The 19,460-nt window shown below is 64.0% G+C and carries 15 protein-coding genes and 1 tRNA gene; 11 read left to right on the plus strand and 5 right to left on the minus strand.

Annotated elements, in window-relative coordinates; genetic code table 11:
• Positions 1-6 precede the first annotated feature (6 nt).
• From kdpB to RTP54_RS02240, 4 genes are read left to right on the plus strand one after another with little or no spacing between them, the layout of a single operon-like run.
• Positions 7-2,133 carry a potassium-transporting ATPase subunit KdpB gene (gene kdpB / locus RTP54_RS02225; protein ID WP_312360608.1) on the plus strand — a complete coding sequence of 709 codons (2,127 nt, stop codon included), beginning with the start codon at positions 7-9 and terminating at the stop codon, positions 2,131-2,133.
• 2 nt (positions 2,134-2,135) lie between these two features.
• Positions 2,136-2,705: a potassium-transporting ATPase subunit KdpC gene (kdpC, locus tag RTP54_RS02230; RefSeq protein ID WP_312360609.1), complete on the plus strand. Its 570-nt coding sequence runs from the start codon at positions 2,136-2,138 to the stop codon at positions 2,703-2,705.
• A 21-nt stretch (positions 2,706-2,726) separates the two neighbouring features.
• Complete coding sequence (locus tag RTP54_RS02235) at positions 2,727-5,423, plus strand: sensor histidine kinase KdpD (protein WP_312360611.1); 2,697 nt, start codon at positions 2,727-2,729, stop codon at positions 5,421-5,423.
• Positions 5,420-6,112: a response regulator gene (locus RTP54_RS02240; protein ID WP_112809013.1), complete on the plus strand. Its 693-nt coding sequence runs from the start codon at positions 5,420-5,422 to the stop codon at positions 6,110-6,112. Before RTP54_RS02235 ends, RTP54_RS02240 begins: the two co-directional genes overlap by 4 nt.
• Before the next feature lie 30 nt (positions 6,113-6,142).
• On the opposite strand, the gene RTP54_RS02245 is transcribed toward RTP54_RS02240, so the two are convergent.
• Positions 6,143-7,375 (minus strand): alpha/beta hydrolase, encoded by a 1,233-nt coding sequence (locus tag RTP54_RS02245; RefSeq protein WP_312363142.1) that lies wholly within the window; start codon positions 7,373-7,375, stop codon positions 6,143-6,145.
• 350 nt (positions 7,376-7,725) lie between these two features.
• Between RTP54_RS02245 and RTP54_RS02250 the strand changes: the two genes are divergently transcribed.
• Positions 7,726-8,892, plus strand: coding sequence for an MFS transporter (locus tag RTP54_RS02250; RefSeq protein WP_312360616.1), 1,167 nt, complete (start codon positions 7,726-7,728; stop codon positions 8,890-8,892).
• Between the two features lie 32 nt (positions 8,893-8,924).
• On the opposite strand, the gene RTP54_RS02255 is transcribed toward RTP54_RS02250, so the two are convergent.
• The 3 genes from RTP54_RS02255 to RTP54_RS02265 all read right to left on the minus strand — a co-directional run bounded on the left by RTP54_RS02255 (position 8,925) and on the right by RTP54_RS02265 (position 10,554).
• Positions 8,925-9,275 (minus strand): hypothetical protein, encoded by a 351-nt coding sequence (locus RTP54_RS02255; RefSeq protein ID WP_312360619.1) that lies wholly within the window; start codon positions 9,273-9,275, stop codon positions 8,925-8,927.
• A 113-nt stretch (positions 9,276-9,388) separates the two neighbouring features.
• Positions 9,389-9,464: transfer RNA gene (locus RTP54_RS02260), tRNA-Thr, on the minus strand.
• 79 nt (positions 9,465-9,543) lie between these two features.
• Positions 9,544-10,554: an NAD(P)H-dependent flavin oxidoreductase gene (locus RTP54_RS02265; RefSeq protein ID WP_112809461.1), complete on the minus strand. Its 1,011-nt coding sequence runs from the start codon at positions 10,552-10,554 to the stop codon at positions 9,544-9,546.
• A gap of 414 nt (positions 10,555-10,968) precedes the next feature.
• Between RTP54_RS02265 and RTP54_RS02270 the strand changes: the two genes are divergently transcribed.
• Positions 10,969-12,144, plus strand: coding sequence for a biotin transporter BioY (locus RTP54_RS02270; protein ID WP_312360622.1), 1,176 nt, complete (start codon positions 10,969-10,971; stop codon positions 12,142-12,144).
• 31 nt (positions 12,145-12,175) lie between these two features.
• Here RTP54_RS02270 and ppk2 read toward each other — a convergent pair whose 3' ends face one another.
• Positions 12,176-13,072, minus strand: a complete 897-nt coding sequence (ppk2, locus tag RTP54_RS02275; RefSeq protein WP_312360624.1) for a polyphosphate kinase 2 — start codon at positions 13,070-13,072, stop codon at positions 12,176-12,178.
• Between the two features lie 146 nt (positions 13,073-13,218).
• Between ppk2 and phoR the strand changes: the two genes are divergently transcribed.
• The 5 genes from phoR (at position 13,219) to pstB (ending at position 19,435) form a co-directional block, all read left to right on the plus strand.
• Positions 13,219-14,475, plus strand: a complete 1,257-nt coding sequence (gene phoR / locus RTP54_RS02280) for a phosphate regulon sensor histidine kinase PhoR (RefSeq protein ID WP_409517108.1) — start codon at positions 13,219-13,221, stop codon at positions 14,473-14,475.
• Positions 14,476-14,669: 194 nt separating this feature from the next.
• Complete coding sequence (locus RTP54_RS02285; RefSeq protein WP_112809008.1) at positions 14,670-15,704, plus strand: substrate-binding domain-containing protein; 1,035 nt, start codon at positions 14,670-14,672, stop codon at positions 15,702-15,704.
• Between the two features lie 98 nt (positions 15,705-15,802).
• Positions 15,803-17,287, plus strand: a complete 1,485-nt coding sequence (pstC, locus tag RTP54_RS02290; protein ID WP_112816575.1) for a phosphate ABC transporter permease subunit PstC — start codon at positions 15,803-15,805, stop codon at positions 17,285-17,287.
• Positions 17,284-18,606, plus strand: coding sequence for a phosphate ABC transporter permease PstA (gene pstA / locus RTP54_RS02295; RefSeq protein ID WP_112809006.1), 1,323 nt, complete (start codon positions 17,284-17,286; stop codon positions 18,604-18,606). Before pstC ends, pstA begins: the two co-directional genes overlap by 4 nt.
• Before the next feature lie 13 nt (positions 18,607-18,619).
• The gene (gene pstB, locus RTP54_RS02300; RefSeq protein ID WP_112809005.1) at positions 18,620-19,435 is read left to right on the plus strand and encodes a phosphate ABC transporter ATP-binding protein PstB; all 816 of its coding nucleotides are present in this window, start codon (positions 18,620-18,622) and stop codon (positions 19,433-19,435) included.
• Positions 19,436-19,460 lie beyond the last annotated feature (25 nt).

Below are 19,460 nucleotides of genomic sequence, written 5' to 3' on the forward strand. Positions count from 1 at the left end.
CAGATCATGTCTTCTAAACCCGTCGCCCCTGGTCTTCTCGATCCGGCGATCATCCTGCCGGCCTTCAAGGCTGCATTCACCAAGCTCGACCCGCGCCAGCTGATCCGCAACCCGGTGATCTTCGTCACCGAGGTCGTGGCAGCCATGGTCACGGTCTTCTTCATCCGCGATCTGGCAACCGGCACCGGAAGCCCGCTGTTCTCCGGCCAGATCGCCGCGTGGCTGTGGTTCACGGTGCTGTTTGCCACCTTCGCCGAAGCCGTCGCCGAAGGGCGCGGCAAGGCGCAGGCCGACAGCCTGCGTCGCACCAAGTCGGAACTGATGGCCCGCAAGCTGGTCTCGCTCGAAGGTCGCGAGACGCAGACGATCGCCGCCACCTCGCTGAAGGTCGGTGACCTCGTGCTGGTCGAGGCCGGCGAACTGATCCCCGGCGACGGCGACGTCGTCGAGGGTGTCGCATCGGTCAACGAAAGCGCGATCACCGGCGAATCTGCGCCCGTCATCCGTGAATCCGGCGGAGACCGCTCTGCCGTCACCGGTGGCACCCAGGTGCTGTCCGACTGGATCAAGGTGCGCATCGGCACCGCCCCTGGCGATACCTTCGTCGATCGCATGATCGCGCTCATCGAAGGCGCGCAGCGCCAGAAGACCCCGAACGAGATCGCGCTGTCGATCCTGCTTTCGGGCCTGACACTGGTGTTCCTGGTTGCCGTTGTCACCCTGTGGGGTCTGGCCGGCTATTCCGGCACGGTCCTGTCGGTCACGGTTCTGGCAGCCCTGCTCGTCACCCTGATCCCGACCACGATCGGCGGCCTCTTGTCGGCCATCGGTATCGCCGGCATGGACCGGCTGGTGCGCTTCAACGTCATCGCCACATCCGGCCGCGCTGTCGAAGCCGCGGGTGACGTCGATACGCTGCTACTCGACAAGACCGGCACCATCACCTTCGGCAACCGCATGGCCGCCAACTTCCTGCCGGTCCCCGGCGTGACTGATGTCGAGCTTGCCGACGCGGCGCTGCTTGCAAGCCTTGCCGACGAGACGCCGGAAGGCCGCTCGATTGCGGCCCTTGCCACCGGCGAGTTCGGCCGCCAGACGCCGGCCGTGTCCCTGCCATCGTCCGGCAAGCAGGCGGGCCGCGAGGTCGTTGCCCTGGCGGTCGGCGGCGGTGCAGTTCAGTCAGGCGACCTCACGATCGACGCCGTCGTGCCCTTTGCTGCCGAAACGCGCCTGTCGGGCGTCGATTTCGCCGGCCGCCGTCTGCGCAAGGGGGCGGTGGATTCGATCCTGAAGTTTGCGGGCGTTCGCGACGAGAACGTACCGGCCGAGTTCCGCCGCGCTGTCGACCAGGTCGCGCGCACCGGTGGTACGCCGCTGGCCGTCGCCGACGGCAACCGCCTGCTCGGCGTCATCCATCTGAAGGACGTGGTCAAGCCCGGCATCAAGGAGCGCTTCGCAGCGCTGCGCGCCATGGGCATCCGCACCGTGATGGTGACCGGCGACAACCCGGTGACGGCGGCCGCGATCGCGTCGGAGGCCGGCGTCGACGACTTCCTCGCCGAGGCGACGCCGGAAGACAAGCTTGGCTACATCCGCAAGGAGCAAGAGGGCGGCCGGTTGATCGCCATGTGCGGCGACGGTACCAATGACGCGCCGGCGCTTGCCCAGGCCGATGTCGGCGTGGCGATGCAGACCGGCACCCAGGCGGCGCGCGAGGCGGCCAACATGGTCGACCTCGATTCCAGCCCGACCAAGCTCATCGAGATCGTCGAGATCGGCAAGCAGCTCCTGATGACGCGCGGCTCGCTGACGACCTTCTCGATCGCCAACGACGTGGCCAAATACTTCGCCATCATCCCGGCGCTGTTCATCACCACCTATCCGGCGCTCGCAGCCCTCAACATCATGGGCCTGACGTCGCCACAGTCGGCAATCCTGTCGGCGGTGATCTTCAACGCGCTGATCATCGTGGCGCTCATTCCGCTGGCCCTGAAGGGCGTCAAGTACCGCCCTGTCGGTGCCGCGGCGCTGCTGCGCCGCAACCTGCTGGTCTATGGTCTCGGTGGCCTGATCCTGCCCTTTGCCGGCATCAAGCTCGTCGACATCGTCGTCTCCGCTCTCAATCTGGTGTAATCATGTTGAACCAACTTCGCCCCGCAATCGTCATGGCGCTGCTTCTGACCGCGATCACCGGCCTCGCCTATCCCTTCGCGATCACAGGTGCTGCGCAGGCGCTGATGCCCGCGCAGGCCAACGGCAGCCTGATCACGATCGACGGCACCGTCGTCGGCTCCGATCTGATCGGACAGAATTTTGCCTTCGACAAATATTTCTGGTCGCGCCCGTCCGCGACGGGTCCCGAGGCCTACAATGCCGGCGGCTCGTCCGGCTCCAACCTCGGCCCGACCTCGGCCAAGCTGAAGGACCGGGTTGCCGCCGACGTCGAGAAGCTGCGCGCCAGCGGCGTCACTGGCGAAATCGCCGCCGATGGTGGCACGGCGTCGGGCTCCGGCCTCGATCCGCATATCTCGCCGGACTTCGCGCGCGAGCAGGTTTCGCGTGTCGCCAGGGTGCGTGGTCTGCCGGAGGCTGACGTGGCGAGCCTGGTCGAGCAGGCAACCGAAGGTCGGCTCTTCGGGATCATAGGCGAGCCGCGCGTCAATGTGCTAGAACTCAACCTTGCTCTGGATGCCCGGAGAAGCTGAGTTTGAAGCCAGAGACCCCGCATGCCTGAAACCGATCGCGAATCGAAAAGCCGCCCCGACCCGGACGCCCTGCTTGTGCTGGCCGGGCAGGGGCGAAGGGGAAAACTGACGGTCTTCCTCGGCGCTGCCCCCGGCGTCGGCAAGACCTACACGATGCTGACGCGTGCGCGGCGGCTGAAGTCCGACGGCGTCGATATCGTCATCGGTCTGGTGGAAACCCACGGACGCGGCGAGACCGCCGCGCTCGTCGAAGGGCTGGAGATACTGCCGCGCCGCGATGTGAACCATCGCGGCCGTCTGCTTTCCGAATTCGATCTCGATGCGGCGCTCGCGCGCCGCCCCAAGATCATCGTCGTCGACGAACTGGCACACAGCAATCCGGAAGGCAGCCGTCATCCCAAGCGTTATCAGGATGTCGAGGAGCTGATCGCCGCCGGCATCGACGTCTGGACTGCGCTCAACATCCAGCATCTGGAAAGCCTGTCCGACGTCGTCGCCCAGATCACCGGCGTACCGGTGCGCGAGCGCGTGCCAGACACTGTCATCAGCCGCGCCGACGACGTGCTTCTGGTCGACCTGCCACCGGCGGAGCTGATCGAGCGCTTGAACCAGGGCAAGGTCTACCTGCCCGATAGCGCCAAGCGCGCCACCGAGCGCTTCTTCCGCCTCGGCAACCTGACCGCGCTGCGCGAGCTGGCGCTCCGGCGCACGGCCGACCGGGTCGACGACCAGATGGTCGACTATCTCAAGCAGAACGCGATCGAAGGACCCTGGGCGAGCGGCGAGCGCCTGCTGGTGTGCATCGGTCCCGATCCGCTGTCGGAAAAGGTGGTGCGCACCGCAAGTCGCCTGGCCTCGGGGCTGAATGCGCCCTGGATCGTCGTCTTCATCGAGCGGGCCGATCGCGAAAGCGGCGACGGCGAGGCGGCAAGACGGCTCGACGAGACATTCCGCCTGGCCGAACAGCTCGGCGCCGAGACCCGCCGCATCGTCGGCAATGATTTCGTCGAGGAGATCCTGAAGCTCGCGCGCCGCGAACACGCGACCCAGATCGTCATCGGCACGAAACGACAGCCATTCCCGATGCGGCTCTTCCGGCAGTCTCTGCCCGATGCGCTGGCCGAGCGCATCACCGGCGTCGGCATTCACCTGGTGACCGACAAGGAACAGCCGCGCCCGAAACGGAGCATTGCCGTCAAGCGGAAAATGCCCGAGGGCTTCGGCCGGGCACTCGCCATCGCCACGGCCACGGTAGCAGCGGCGACCGCGCTCGGCGTCTTCATCGAGCGCTTCATCATCCTGCCGAATATCTCGCTGCTGTTTCTGTTGGCGGTGCTGGCGTCGGCCACCTATGCCGGGCACGTCTCGGCGATCGCGGCTGCCCTGCTCTCGGTGCTGGCCTACAACTTCTTCTTCATCAATCCGGTCGGCACCTTCACGGTGGCCGAGCCGCACGAAGTGTTTGCGCTTTTCATCTTTCTGGTGGCCGCCGCCCTTGCCGGCAGCCTTGCGTCCCGGGTGCGCGAGCAGGCGAAGGCAGCGCGTCGCCGCGCCGCGGCAACGCAGGCGCTCTATGATTTCTCCCGCAAGCTTTCGGGCACCGCCAATGTCGACGACGTGCTCTGGGCCGCGGTCACGCAGATGCAGACGACGTTGAAGCGCAATATTGCGGTGCTGCTGCCGGAGGAGGGCGACCTGCGGCTCAAGGCCGCCTGGCCGCCGGATACCGAGCTCGACGTCACCGACACCATGGCGGCCCGCTGGGCGATGGACAAGAAGGAGGCCGCCGGCAACGGCACCGGCACGCTGCCGAACAGTCCCTTTCATTTCCGGCCGCTGACGAGCCCGCATGGCGTCGTCGGCGTCTGCGGCTTTGCCCAGGCCGGAAAGCCGCTGGAGATCAACGAGGAGCGGGCGCTCGCCGCCATCCTCGACCAGACGGCGATCGCCATCGATCGCGCGCGACTGTCGCGCGAGAGCCTCGACCATGCCGCCAAGCTCGAGGGCGAGCGGTTTCGCGCCGCCCTTCTGTCGTCGATCTCGCATGATCTGCGCACGCCGCTTGCCACCATCACCGGCGCCGTCACCAGCCTGCGCCAGCTCGGCGACCGAATGCCGCCGGAAAGCCGTGACGATCTCCTGCAGTCGATCGAGGAGGAGGGCGGCCGGCTGACGCGGTTCGTCGCCAATCTGCTCGACATGACCCGCATCGAGGCGGGCACGATCAACGCCAAGCGCGACTGGGTCGATGTCGTCGACGCCGTGCGCGCGGCCGTCGATCGGGCGCGCAAGTATTTTCCCGATCGCGAGATCGAGACCAGCATTGCGCCCGAACTGCCGCTGATGCGCGGCGACAGCGTGCTTCTCGGCCAGGTGCTTTTCAACCTGCTCGACAACGCCAACAAATATGGCGGCGACGAGCCGATCAGCATCTATGCCCGGCGCGACGGCAACGAGATCGTCCTGTCCGTCACCGATCTCGGCAAGGGCATCGCCGAGCGCGATCTCGAGCAGGTATTCGAAAAGTTCTTCCGCCGCGGCAAAGTTGATGGACGCACGCCAGGCACCGGGCTCGGGCTGTCGATCGCCAAGGGCTTCGTCGAGGCGATGGGCGGTCGCATCAAGGCCGAAAGCCCGGCCTTGCGCCGGCGCGGGACCCGCATTTCCATGCGGTTTCCGGCCGCCGAAGCAGACATATCCGAAAAGGACCGTGCATGAGCGTGGAACGTATCCTCGTTGTCGACGACGAACCCCAGATCCAGCGTTTTCTACGGCCGGCCCTGAGTGCTGCCGGTTACGATGTGCTTGAGGCCTTGACCGGAGCGGAGGCACTGAAAGCCGCGGCGACCACCGCGCCCGACGTCGTCATTCTCGACCTCGGCCTGCCGGATATGGACGGCAAGGAGGTGATCGCCAACCTGCGCGCCTGGTCGCAGGTGCCGATCATCATCCTGTCGGCGCGCGACCGCGAAAGCGAAAAGATCGCGGCCCTCGATCTCGGCGCCGACGACTACATCGAGAAACCCTTCGGAATCGGGGAGCTGACGGCGCGTATCCGCGCTGCCCTTCGCCACCGCATCCAGATGGAAGGCGGGCACACCCAGCTCTCTGCCGATGGCGTGGCGATCGATACGATCAAGCGCATCGTCACCCGTGACGGCGAACCCGTGCGGCTGACGCCGAAGGAATATGACCTGCTTGTCATGCTGGCCCACCATGCCGGACGTGTCGTCACCCACAAGACGCTTTTGACATCGGTCTGGGGTGCCGCGCATGGCGAAGACCTGCACTACCTGCGCGTCTTCATCGGCCAGCTGCGTGGCAAGATCGAGAGGGATCCGGCCGACCCGAAGATCATCCGCACCGAACCGGGCGTCGGCTACCGCTTTGTCGGCGACGGCGATTGAGCCTTCGTCACCGCCCGGTTCAGCCGTCGCTCAGTTGACGGCCGCCGGCTTCTGCTGGTTTTCCGTCAGCGTGTCGCCGACGACAGGCCGTTTTTTCGTTGGCCGCGGGTTTTCGAGGATGTTGACCGGCGCCGAGAGCGTCGTCGCCGCGACATTGCCGACGTTTCTCGCCGTGCCGGCGACGACGGCGGCGATACCCGTCCCGACCGAAATGTTGCTATCGGTCAGCGTCTGACCCTTGATCAGTCGCTGGCCGATCAGCTGGACGATCTCCGGGCTTTCGGCGAACTTGCCGTGATGCAGCCCGTCATCGGTTTCGACCTTCGTCAGGTCAATGGCGGTGATGCCGGATTTTTCCAGATCCGTGCGGTATGGCTCCTTCGACGGATCGATGGCGCCGAGACGCGAGACGTCGCCGGATATGAAGCTCGAAAGCGCCAGCGCCCGATCGTCTTGCGACACGAAGATCGTGAACTTCGGCTTCTTCTTGCCCATCTCCACCCATTGCTTGGCAAAGACGTCGAGGTCGATATCAGGCGATGCCAGGATGACGTTCTGGATTTTCGAGGGCACGTTGCCGTCGCGAATACCCATCTGCCGGAGCGATTCCATCGTCAGCCAGGTGCCCATGGAATGGGCGAGGATGGTGATGTCCTTGACCTTGGGCGCTTCCGACAGGATGCGCAGAGTGTCTTCGAGCGCGGTGCGCGAATAGTTGGTGCTTTCCTTGTCGTAATTGTATTCGAACACGTTGGCGCGTGACGGCCAGGTGAACAGGATCGGCGTCGTCTGCGCACCGGAATCGTGGATGATCTGCGCCAGCCGGAAGACGGAGTCTTCGTAGCGGTTGTTGAAACCGTGGACGAAGACGAAGGCGTGACCGCCGACATTGTGCTGCTCGAACCAGGCCTTGCCGTCGGCAAGCGTATCGAGTTCGCGCACCCGCGTGACGGCAAAATCGGTCGCGGGATTGGGCGGCAATTTTTTCGGCCATTGCACCGTGCCGGCCTTGCGCACCGTGTCGGGCGGGATCGAGACTGCAACGTCCGTCATGAACGTCTTTGCGTCTCGCTCACCCGAAAACAGTGTCGCGGGATCGCCCGAAGGCTGCCGCGTGGTCGCGACCAGCATCTCCACCTGCGCCGTTTTCGGTGACTGCGCGGTCAGTGCCACGGGCGCCATGACGCCCTTCGGCTTGCCGGCGCAACCTGAAAGCCCAAGGGAAAGGGCAATGGGCAAGGTGATCACCGCGATTTTCAGCATCAGCTCGGTCGAGATCGTAACACGCGCATTGTCCGTCATTGGCGCTCCACGCAGAAACAAAACGAGCCGCATCAGACTGTGCTTTCGCGACGGCGCGATGACACCATTGCACGGCGGCATATGCAAGCGGGTATTTTCCCGTCTCGCGAGGAGATGGCGCCTGCCCGATCGGCCTGCGGTCGGGAGCTGCCCGGCCCGGCGGCGCCGACACTTCTCGTCGGCATCGATCGGTGCTAGGACGTCAGGTCAAAGGGATAACCGAAGCTCTGCCTCGAAACCCGGTGTGCAACCATTGGCCACATCGGAGAGACCTTTTCCGACCGTGGCGTTCACCGATCGGGAAAGGCCGCATGAACATCCCCCTTCTTCTCCTCGCATTGGCGACCTTCGCCACCGGCACGGCGGAAAATATCGTGATCGGCATCCTGCCGGAGGTGGCCTCCGGCCTCGGCGTTTCCATCGGTCTCGCCGGACAATTGACCGCGGTGTTTTCGGTGACTTTCGCGCTTGCGGCGCCGGCAGCGCTGCAGCTGACGGGGCGTATCGACCGCAAGCCCCTGCTGTCCCTGGCGCTTTGTCTGTTCGTTGTCAGCAACCTTGCAGCGGCAGCCAGCCCGGCCTACGGCGTGCTGGTCGCTGCCCGCATCGGCATGGCGGTGGCCAGCGCCATTGCCTGCCTGGTCGCGACCATGCTGGCGACGGAGATCGTTCCGCGTGAAAGGCGGGGGCGCGCCATCGGCCTGATCTTCATGGGCATCAGCGCATCGCTCGTGCTCGGCGTGCCCGCGGGCATGATCGCAAGCAGTGCCCTTGGCTGGCGCAGCGTCTTCATCGGCCTCGCGCTGTTTGCGGCCATCATCCTTCTCGCCTGCCTGTGCTTCGTTCCGGCGACCGATTGGTCGAAGCCGGCCCGCCATGCCTCCTATCGCGATCATCTGCGGTCGGCTCCGTGCCTGTTGGCACAGTTGGTCTCGGTGCTGATGATCGGCGGGCACTTTGTCCTGTTTGCCTATCTCGCCCCCTATCTGCGCGCAATCGCCGGCATGGACGGCGACGAGATCGTCGCCGCGTTCTTCGCCTTCGGTGTCGCGGGGGTCTGCGGCGGATATCTCGGCGGACGGCTCAGCGATGCCGTGGCGCCGCGGCTGGCGCTGCGACTGACGCCGCTTGCCTACCTTCTGGCGCTGATCGTCATACCGTTGGTGGTCGAGTATCGCCTGTCGATGATTGCCGCGATGATGCTGTGGGGCTGCATCAGCTGGATGATCTCCCCGGTCGTGCAGAGCTTCCTGATTGCGCGCAGCCCGCAGACGGCGGAAGCCGGCGTCGGCCTCAACCTGTCGGCCATGCATGTGGGCGTCGGGCTCGGCACGGGCATCGGAGGCGTGCTCGTCGAAATTGCAACGCCGTCAGCACTTCCGGTGGCTGCAGCAGCCTTGGCAAGTCTTGCAGTCGTCGCGGCGCTTGCCGCGACGAGGCGCACAGCGGTCACGCAGCCCGGTCGTCAGGCGCGGTGAGCCGGCACTTCACGCCGTCGTTTGCGGGCAGATCAGGAAGCCGGCGTCGGCAGCGGCAGGTTGATCGCCGGGCCGGGGTTGACCCCATGCTGTCGGCGGACCTGTCGCGAGGCGCTGCCGTCGAACAGCGACATCGGCAACGTGCCGGTCAGGATCCAGCGGTAGGGCGAGCGGGCATCCGGCTCGCGTGTCTGGTGGACTACCGAAGCCAACGGCAGCACGTATTCAGGCCGGCGAAGGCCGGCCTCTCGGTTGCCGAGCCATGTCAGCACGATCAGCACTTCGCCGCCGATCTCGAGCGCCGACAAGGAACAGATCCGCCCCGCGACATTTGCCTGAACGGCATCCTCGTGAACCTGAAAACGGCTGACCTTAAGCGACATCGTTCGACTTCCCTGAAATGGACCACTTGCATGCCGCACGCGGCAAGCCGTGCTGGCCTTTGGCCAGCTTCAGACTTTCGTCCCGCTACAGTGCTCATTTCTTTGAAGGAAAATGGTGCCGCTTAGCAGACTCGAACTGCTGACCCCATCATTACGAATGATGTGCTCTACCAACTGAGCTAAAGCGGCCCTGAGGCGGTTCCGCGAAAAAGACCGCGGAACGAAGTGTGAGGCGCTGATAAACGCAAAGCGCCAAGATTTCAAGCCATCAGTTTCGAGAACTTGAAAATTCCTTGTGGGTGGCAACGGCCGGGGCCGCGTGGAGGCCGAGGCGGGCGCGCGCCGCGTCGTATTCACGCTCCCAGCGGTCGACCATGTTTGCTACCGAAGTCACCTCGCGCACCGCGCCGATGCCCTGGCCGCAGCCCCAGATGTCCTTCCAGGCCTTGGCACCTTCGGTCGCCTGGGCGAAATCCATCTTCGAGGGGTCGGCTTCGGGCAGGCTTTCCGGATCCATGCCGGCGGCGACGATCGACGGCTTGAGGTAGTTGCCGTGGATACCGGTGAAGTAGTTGGAATAGACGATGTCGGCGGCGTTGCTGTCGACGATCATCTGCTTGTAGGCGTCGCTGGCGCGCGCCTCCTCGGTGGCGATGAAGGGCGAGCCGATATAGGCCATGTCGGCGCCCATGGCCTGGGCGGCGAGAATTGCGCCGCCATTGGCGATCGCGCCGGACAACAATAGCGGACCGTCGAACCAGGAGCGGATCTCCTGAACGAGGGCAAACGGCGACAACGTGCCGGCATGGCCGCCGGCACCTGCGGCAACGGCGATCAATCCGTCGGCGCCCTTGCGGATCGCCGAATTGGCATGGCGGTTGTTGATCACGTCATGCAGCACGATACCGCCATAGGAATGGATGGCGGCGTTGACCTCGGGCACGGCGCCGAGCGAGGATATGACCACTGGAACCTTGTACTTGATGCAGAGCATCAGGTCCTGCTCGAGGCGGGCGTTGGACTTGTGGACGATCTGATTGACGGCAAAAGGGGCCGCCGGGCGACCCGGATTCTTGGCGTCGTGATCGGCGAGCGTCTCGGTGACTTCGGCAAGCCACTCGTCGAGCTGCGACTGCGGGCGAGCGTTGAGCGCCGGGAAGGAGCCGACCACGCCTGCCTTGCATTGCGCGATCGTCAGCTTGGGATGCGAAATGATGAACAAGGGTGCGCCGACAACCGGCAGTCTCGTCGTTCCGGAAAGAATTGGCGGCAGCGACATCGTGTTCTCCATCCCATTAATTTTGACGTTTGCGTAAACGTCAAAATAGATAGCAGCAAGTTGCGCGCTTGCAAAGATGCCGATTTTCAGGGTCGCGCGGCAGTGCGCAAGCAGTTTTCCCCGACGATGCCGGGGCCGACTGCGCGCCGGACTTGCGGATTTTGAAAGCAGCGGTTACGCAATTGTTAACAAAACCAACGGCGTGCATCCGGAATTAACCGATTGGGGCGTGCGGATGATGAAAGAACGGCGCGGGTCGGACGACGAGCGCCGGCGGGGCTGCTGCAGATACCCTTAGGTCGGACCCGATTTGAGGATAAAATCAAGCGGCGGATTGAAAGCGTTGCAGCGACCTTTGCGCGCCATGACAGGCGCGTGGCGTGGCAAGGCCCGGTGTGCACAGAAGGATTTGACGTGAGCGGACTCGAGACTGCAATCCGAAATGCGCTGGAGCGCTCCGATCGAACCAACGCCGAAACGCGGGCACGCATCTATCAATCGGCGCGCCAGGCACTGGAGACCGGCCTGCAGAAGCAGGGGATCGAGGACCAGAACGTCGTCGCCCAGCAGCGCCATCGGCTGGAAGCGGTCATTCACGCGATCGAGACCGAGGAGCGGGCGGCGTTGAAGGCACGTCCGGCGCAAGCGCCTTCGGTGAGCCTCGACGATGCCGTTGCGCCACGAGCCGCAACAGCGGCGCGGCCCGAACCGCAGCCGCCCGTCTCCGCAACCGACCGCCGCGAGCCGGCGTTTGCCGGCCAGGCGCCGCGCGACGGCGCGAGCGATGGCGGGCTTGGCGGCCTTCGTGCCGATCGCGATGGCCCTGTGGTCTCGACGGCTGCGGCCGGAGAAGTCGCCGCCAGGCAGTCTAATTCCGGTAGGGGCGCCGTCGCTCCGGATGTGCGCGCCATGGATGGCCGCAAGCGCCGACGCAAGCGTGGGAGCCTGCTGTCGCTTACCATGGTCGTCGCGACGCTGCTCGCAGCGCTTGTCGCGGCGGTCTGGTGGGTGGAGACCAACAATCTGCTGCAGTCGCCGTCCGCGCGCGACACCAATGTCGCCAATCCGCCGGCAACCGTCGCCTCGCAGGATTTCGACGGCGCCGCCGGTCTGCGCACGCTCGGCGCCCAGGAAGGCTTCACCGGCGACTGGGTCGAGGTGTACACGCCCGGCAAGACCGGCACGATCGCGCCTGGCCCGCGGGCAACGGCCGAGCCGATCACCGACGACGGTGGCCAGCGCATCCTTTTGACGTCGGCCGATGCCGATGCCGATGGCGACGTGACCATCGAGATCCCGGCTGCGATCCTCGCCGAACTCTCCGGAAAGACCTCGACACTGGCGCTGACCGTACAGGCCACGCCCGGAAAATCGACCGAGTTTGCGGTGGAGTGCAACTTCTCTTCGCTCGGCGAGTGCGGCCGCCATCGGTTCACGCTGCATGACGAACGTGTCGACATGCTGTTCCAGGTCACCTTCGACCGGAGCCTTGCACCAAGCGCAGCCGGTCAGATCGTCATCAACAGCGACATCAGCGGCGCCGGCAAGGGCCTGAACCTTTACGCCATCCGCGTCCTGCCGGGCCAGTAAGCCTGCCCGGCAGCCTGTCGCGCCGGCAGGGCTATTTCAGGAATCCGGGGCCCGAACCGACGATCTTGTCGTCGATCTCGCCGATCGCGTCCTTGTCCTTGCCGTCGTAATCGAGCTTGGAAAGCATGTGGCGAATGAGGTTGATCCGCGCCCGCCGCTTGTCGTTGCCGCGCACCACGGTCCACGGCGCATGGTCCGTATGGGTCTCGTTCAGCATCTGGTTGCGCTTATCAGTATAGTCGTCCCACTTGTTGAGGGCGGCGATATCCATCGGCGAGAGCTTCCAGACCTTCAAGGGATCATGGCAGCGGTCGTGAAAGCGCTTGAGCTGCATCTCGCGACCGATGTTGATCCAGAATTTGAAGAGCTGGATACCCTCGTGGACGATCATCTTTTCGAAGCGCGGCACCTGCTTGAGAAAATGTTCGTGCTGCTCGGGCGTGCAGAAGCCCATCACCGGCTCGACGCCGGCGCGGTTGTACCAGGAGCGGTCGTAAAGCACGAGCTCTCCTGAGGTCGGCATGGTGGCGATGTAGCGCTGGAAGTACCATTGCCCGCGCTCGGTCTCGGTCGGCTTCGTCAAGGCGACCACGCGGGCCCAGCGCGGATTGAGGTTGCCGCTGACGGCATGGATGGCGCCGCCCTTGCCGGCCGCGTCCCGGCCCTCGAACAGGGCGATGACGCGCTTGCCGGTCGCCTGCTGCCAAAGCTGCAGCTTGACCAGTTCGATCTGCAGCTTTTCCAGCGTCTTCAGGTATTCGTCGTCGTCGAGCTTCTTCTTGTAGGGGTAGTCGTCGGAGGAGAAGGCAGCGTCGTCGATCCACTTGGGCAATTCCGGGTTGTCGATGTCGAAGAGCCGTTTCTTGCCGCCGATATCGAGCTCTACCGCCCGGCTTTCCGTCTTCGTTGCCGCCTGCTTTGATGCCATGTGGTCGTCCTCCAGCCCAAGCGATTTCCTGTGAGGAGGCCACAATTGCATTGCGGATTCAAGCGCACCGTGAAAATCATGTCATGAAGCGTCGCTATCTCTCGACCATTTGAGGCCGGGAGGAGGACGAAGTGATTCGCGAGGATATGGTGCTGGACGGTTCCAAGGCGTTCTGGCGGACGCTGGTGCCGCGATTGAAGGCAGAGCGCTGGCTGCTCGGTCTGACCGTGCTCTTGGCCATCCTTGCCAGTGTCGCCGGCATTCATTTCCTCGTCGTATTGCCGTTCTGGGTCGTGCTTGCCGCAGCGCTTTTGACCCGCAGCAGGCCGTCCGCGTTGCCGAAGGCCGCAAAGGCTGCCAAGGTGACGGCCGCGACCGGTGTCGCCAGCGATGCCCTGATCCCGGCGCTCAACGCGCTCGACATGCCGGTGCTGGTGGTGGCCGCCGACGAGACCGTCGTCTTCCAGAACATCGCTGCCGAAAAGGCATTCGGCACCATACCCCCCAACAGCTATCTGGCTGCCCGTGTCCGCTCGCCGGGGATCCTCGACATGGTTCGCGAGACGATCGCCACCGGCAAGATCAATCAGATCGAGCACACCGAGCGCCTGCCGTCCGACACGGTTTATGTCGTCCGGGTCGCACCCGCCGATATCGGCGGCGAGGGACCGTGGCGTCGGGTCTTCCTGTTGACCTACCGCGATATTTCCCAGGCCCGCCGTATCGATCGCATGCGGTCGGATTTCGTCGCCAATGCCAGCCACGAATTGCGCACGCCGCTCGCCTCGCTGCGCGGCTTCATCGAGACGATGCAGGGACCGGCCCGCAACGACCTGAAGGCGCAGGAGAAATTCTTCGGCATTATGCACGAGCAGGCGACGCGCATGAGCCGGCTCGTCGACGACCTCCTGTCCCTGTCGCGTCTGGAACTGAAGTCCCATATTGCGCCCGACGATACGATCGACCTGCGCCCGCTGCTCGGTCATGTTCGCGACAGCCTGGCGCCACTTGCGGGCGATCTCGACGTCACGATCATGCTCACGATGCCGGATACCCCGGTCGTCGTTCAGGGCGATCGCGACGAACTGATCGAGGTGTTCGAGAACCTGATCGAGAATGCCTGCAAATACGGCCAGGAAGGCAAGAAGGTCGATGTTGTGCTTTCCGGCGGCGAAGGCGGGCAGGCGGAAGTCGTGGTCAGGGACTACGGGCCTGGCATTCCGGCCGAGCATGTACCGCGCATCACCGAACGGTTTTACCGGGTCAATGTCGAGGCGAGCCGCTCGAAAAAAGGCACCGGTCTCGGCCTTGCGATCGTCAAGCACATCCTGACGCGCCATCGCGCGCGGCTCCTGATCCACTCGGAGCTCGGTAAGGGCACGGTGTTTACCGTGCGTTTTTGACATATTGGCGCGGGATAAAGCCGCGCTCTTCATTTTTCATTATGATTTTCAATGACATGAGCTGTCATAAATGTTTCGCGAAACTGACATAAAAGGTGTGGCCATCGGCGGCTAGTTAGGGGCAGCCGATCAGACGGCGAAGAGCGCTGCAACGCTTGGCGCACTCAACACAAGCCCATTCCGGGAGAACTTTTATGAAAGCTCTTAAACTTACTGTCGCGGCGCTCGTCGCATCCGCCGCATTCGCTGGCGTGGCTGTCGCGCGCGATCAGGTTCAGGTCGCCGGCTCCTCGACCGTTCTTCCCTATGCAAAGATCGTCGCCGAAACGTTCGGCGAGACCTTCCCGGACTTCAAGACCCCGGTCGTCGAATCCGGCGGCTCTTCGGCTGGCCTGAAGGAATTCTGCAAGGGCGTCGGCCCTGACACCATCGACATCGCCAACTCCTCGCGCAAGATCAAGGACAGCGAAGTCGAGGCCTGCAAGGCCGCCGGCGTCACCGAAATCCAGGAAATCCAGATCGGTTACGACGGCATCGTCTTTGCAACCGACGCCGGCAATGCCGACCTCGCCTTGAAGCCGGTCGATCTCTACAAGGGCCTGGCTGCTGAAGTCGTCGTCGACGGCAAGCTCGTCGCCAACCCCTACAAGAAGTGGTCTGAAGTCAACTCGGCTCTGCCGGACGCCACCATCGCTGCCTATATCCCGGGCGAAAAGCACGGCACGCGCGAAGTCTTCGAAGAGAAGATCCTGGCTGCAGGCTGCAAGGAAGCCGGCGCTCTCGACGTCATCAAGGCAGCCGTTGCCGACGAAAAGCAGCAGCACAGCAAGTGCGTCGCAGTCCGTAAGGACGGCCTGGCCGTCGACATCGACGGCGACTACACGGAAACGCTCGCCCGCATCGCGGCCAACAAGAGCGGCATCGGCGTCTTCGGCCTGTCCTTCTATGAAAACAACGCCGACAAGCTGAAGGTCGCCACCGTCAACGGCATCGTTCCGTCGACCGAAACGATCGCTTCCGGCGAGTATCCGGTTTCCCGCCCGCTGTACTTCTACGTCAAGAAGGCTCACCTCGGCGTTATCCCGGGCCTCAAGGAATTTGTTGAGTTCTTCCTCGACGACCAGATGGTCGGCCCGGAAAGCCCGCTTGCCGAATACGGCCTCGTGGCTGCTCCGGACGCCGAGCGCGAAGAAGTTCGCAAGGCTTTCGCAGCCGGCAACATGCTCTGATACTGACAAGCCCCGGCGCGAGATATCGCGCCGGGGCATGCCTTGATCCATCCGAACTGCCGGCAGCGCCCTGAGCGCCACGCCGCGGAGACGTGCCGATGAGTACTTCATTTCTTCTTTTGCTCATTGTTATAATTGGCTTTATTTCATATTTTGCGGGCCGCGCGCGTTCCTTCGCTCAGGCCGGCGGCAAGCTCTCCAATCTGCATTCCCTGCCTGGTTATCACGGCAGCTATGTCGCGATCTGGGCAATCCTTCCGGCAGCGCTGGTGCTTGGCGCCTGGCTCATTGCCGCGCCTGTCTATATCGATGCCAGCACCCGGGCGGCCTTGCCTGACACGGTACAGTCGCAGGGCGGCGCCACCGTCGAGCTGGCGCTCGGCCAGGTCAAGTCGGTAGCCGGCGGCCTGAAGCGGCTAACGGCCGAAGAGGTGTCGGCGCTCGAAAGCGGTTCGGCCAATCTTCGCTCGACGCTTGCTGCCAAGGGCGTGGCCCTTGCCGGCGAAGGCGAGCCCTACATGATCGCGGCCGCGCAGCATTTCAACGCGATGAGCGTCACCAATCGCTGGCTGATGAGCGCCATCGTGCTGCTGATCGCCGTTGCCGGCGGCGCCTATGCCATTCGCAACATCGCCACCCGCTTCCGCGCCCGCAATCAGGTCGAGCGGGTCATGCTCGGCTCGCTGATCGTCGCGTCCTCGATCGCCATCCTGACCACGGTCGGCATCATCGCTTCGATGCTGTCGGAGGCCGGCCGCTTCTTCACGATGGTTTCGCCCTTCGAATTCTTCTTCGGAACGGTCTGGGATCCGCGGTTTGCGGCTGCGGGCAGCGGTGGCTCCTCCGGTCAGTTCGGCCTGATCCCGCTTCTCGCGGGCACGCTCTATATCGCCTTCGTCGCCATGCTGTTCGCCGTGCCGATCGGTCTGTTTGCAGCCATCTACATGGCGGAATACGCAAGCCCGCGCCTTCGTTCCACGGCAAAGCCGCTGCTCGAGGTGCTCGCCGGCATCCCGACCATCGTCTACGGCTTCTTCGCGCTGGTGACCGTCGGCCCGTTCCTGCGCGATATCTCCGCCCAGCTGAATGGTCTCGTCACCGGCAACTATCAGAACTTCATTCAGGCGCAGAGCGTTTTGACCGCCGGCATCGTCATGGGCATCATGCTGATCCCGTTCGTGTCCTCGCTGTCGGACGACATCATCACCCAGGTGCCGCGGGCACTGCGTGACGGTTCGCTCGGTCTTGGCGCCACCCGCTCCGAGACGGTCAAGAAGGTCATCCTTCCCGCGGCCCTTCCTGGCATCGTCGGCGCTCTTCTCCTGACCGCCTCGCGCGCCGTCGGCGAGACGATGATCGTCGTGCTTGCCGCCGGTGTCGCCGCCCGCATGCAGATCAATCCTTTCGAACCGATGACCACGGTGACCGTGAAGATCGTCAACCAGCTGACGGGCGACCTCGAGTTCACATCGCCGCAGACGCTGGTGGCCTTCGCGCTCGGCATCACGCTCTTCGTCATCACGCTCGGCCTCAACATCTATGCGCTCTACATCGTGCGCAAATATCGGGAACAGTACGAATGACCGACATCGCTTCCCCGACCGTCCGGATCTCCGCCCGTCCCGCCTCCGCCAAGCGCGATATCGGTATCAAGCGCCGCTACGCGGCCGAGCGCCGGTTCCGCATCTATGGCATCAGCGCCATCAGCCTCGGCCTGTTCTTCCTCGCTCTGTTGCTGTGGACGGTGTTTTCCAACGGTTACACCGCGTTCCAGCAGACGACGATCACGCTGCCGATCGAATTCACCGAAAAGGTCATCGACCCCAAGGGTGAACGCGCGACCGACGGCAAGGTGCTGATGACGGCCAATTATCCGCTTCTGGTGCGCGATGCGCTGATCAAGCAGCTCGGCATCGATCCGAGCAAGCGTCCGCTGGTCAAGCAGGCAACCGATATGGTGTCGGCAAGCTCCCGCACGTTGCTGCGCGACATCGTCGTCGCCGACCCCTCGGTCATCGGCAAGACGATACCGGTGACGCTGCTCGCGGAAGCCAATGTGGATTCTGCCTTCAAGGGTCAGATCGACCTCTCGGTCGACCAGAGCAAGCGCAAGGTCAAGGACCAGCAGGTCACCTGGATGAACGACATGGCGAGTGCCGGCGTCCTGACCAAGAGCTTCAACACCGGTATCTTCACCTTTGGCGCATCGAGCCGTCCGGAGGCGTCCGGCGTCGGTGTTGCAGCCCTCGGCTCGCTGTTCATGATGCTGATCGTGCTGGTGCTGGCGTTGCCGATCGGCGTTGCCGCCTCGATCTACCTCGAGGAGTTCGCACCGAAGAACCGGCTGACCGACCTGATCGAGGTCAACATCAACAATCTCGCCGCCGTTCCCTCGATCGTCTACGGTCTCCTGGGCTTGGCCGTGTTCATCAACTTTGCCGGCATGCCGCGTTCGGCCGCTCTCGTCGGTGGCCTGGTGCTGACCCTGATGACGCTGCCGACGATCATCATCGCTACCCGCGCGGCACTGAAGGCGGTGCCGCCGTCGATCCGCTCGGCAGCGCTCGGTCTCGGTGCCTCGAAGATGCAGACCATCTTCCACCACGTCCTGCCGCTGGCGATGCCGGGCATCCTGACCGGGACGATCATCGGTCTCGCGCACGCGCTCGGCGAAACCGCGCCGCTGCTTCTCATCGGCATGGTCGCCTTCGTCGTCGACTATCCCGGCTCGCCGATGGAGCCGTCGACGGCGCTGCCGGTACAGATCTATATGTGGGCCAACGAAGCGGAACGCGCCTTCGTCGAGCGTACCTCCGGCGCGATCATCATTCTTCTCATCTTCCTCGTCGTCATGAACCTTGGCGCCATTCTGTTGCGACGTCGCTTTGAGCGCCGTTGGTAGTGAGGTAATTACTATGAACATCATGTCAGAAGCAGCAGTCGAGAAAGCCCTGGATCAGAAAATGAACACGGTTCCCTACAAGATGATCGGCAAGGATGTGTCGGTCTACTACGGCGAGAAGCGCGCGCTTTTCGACGTCAACCTCAACATCCGCGAAAATACGGTGACCGCGCTGATCGGCCCTTCGGGCTGCGGCAAGTCGACCTTTCTGCGCACGCTGAACCGCATGAACGACACCATCGAGAACTGCCGCGTCACCGGCAAGATCACGCTCGATGAAGACGATGTCTACGATCCGGCCATCGACGTCGTCGAGCTGCGCGCCCGCGTCGGCATGGTGTTCCAGAAGCCGAACCCGTTCCCGAAGTCGATCTACGACAACGTCGCCTACGGCCCGCGCATTCACGGTCTCGCCCGCACGAAGTCCGAGTTCGACGACGTGGTCGAGACCAGCCTGCAGAAGGCGGGCCTCTGGAACGAGGTGAAGGATCGCCTGCATGAGCCGGGCACCGGCTTGTCCGGCGGCCAGCAGCAGCGCCTTTGCATCGCCCGTGCGGTTGCCGTCAGCCCGGAAGTGATCCTGATGGACGAGCCCTGTTCGGCGCTCGACCCGATTGCGACGGCGAAGGTCGAGGAGCTGATCCACGAGCTGCGCAGCAACTTCACGATTGTCATCGTCACCCACTCGATGCAGCAGGCAGCGCGCGTGTCGCAGCGCACCGCCATGTTCCACCTCGGCAATCTCGTCGAGGAGAACGACACCGACAAGATGTTCACCAATCCGGATGACCAGCGTACCCAGGACTACATCATGGGTCGCTTCGGCTGATCGCCGAAGCTCGCCCCCACCCTGT

This window comes from Ensifer sp. (genome assembly GCF_031989085.1).
Taxonomy (GTDB): domain Bacteria; phylum Pseudomonadota; class Alphaproteobacteria; order Rhizobiales; family Rhizobiaceae; genus Ensifer.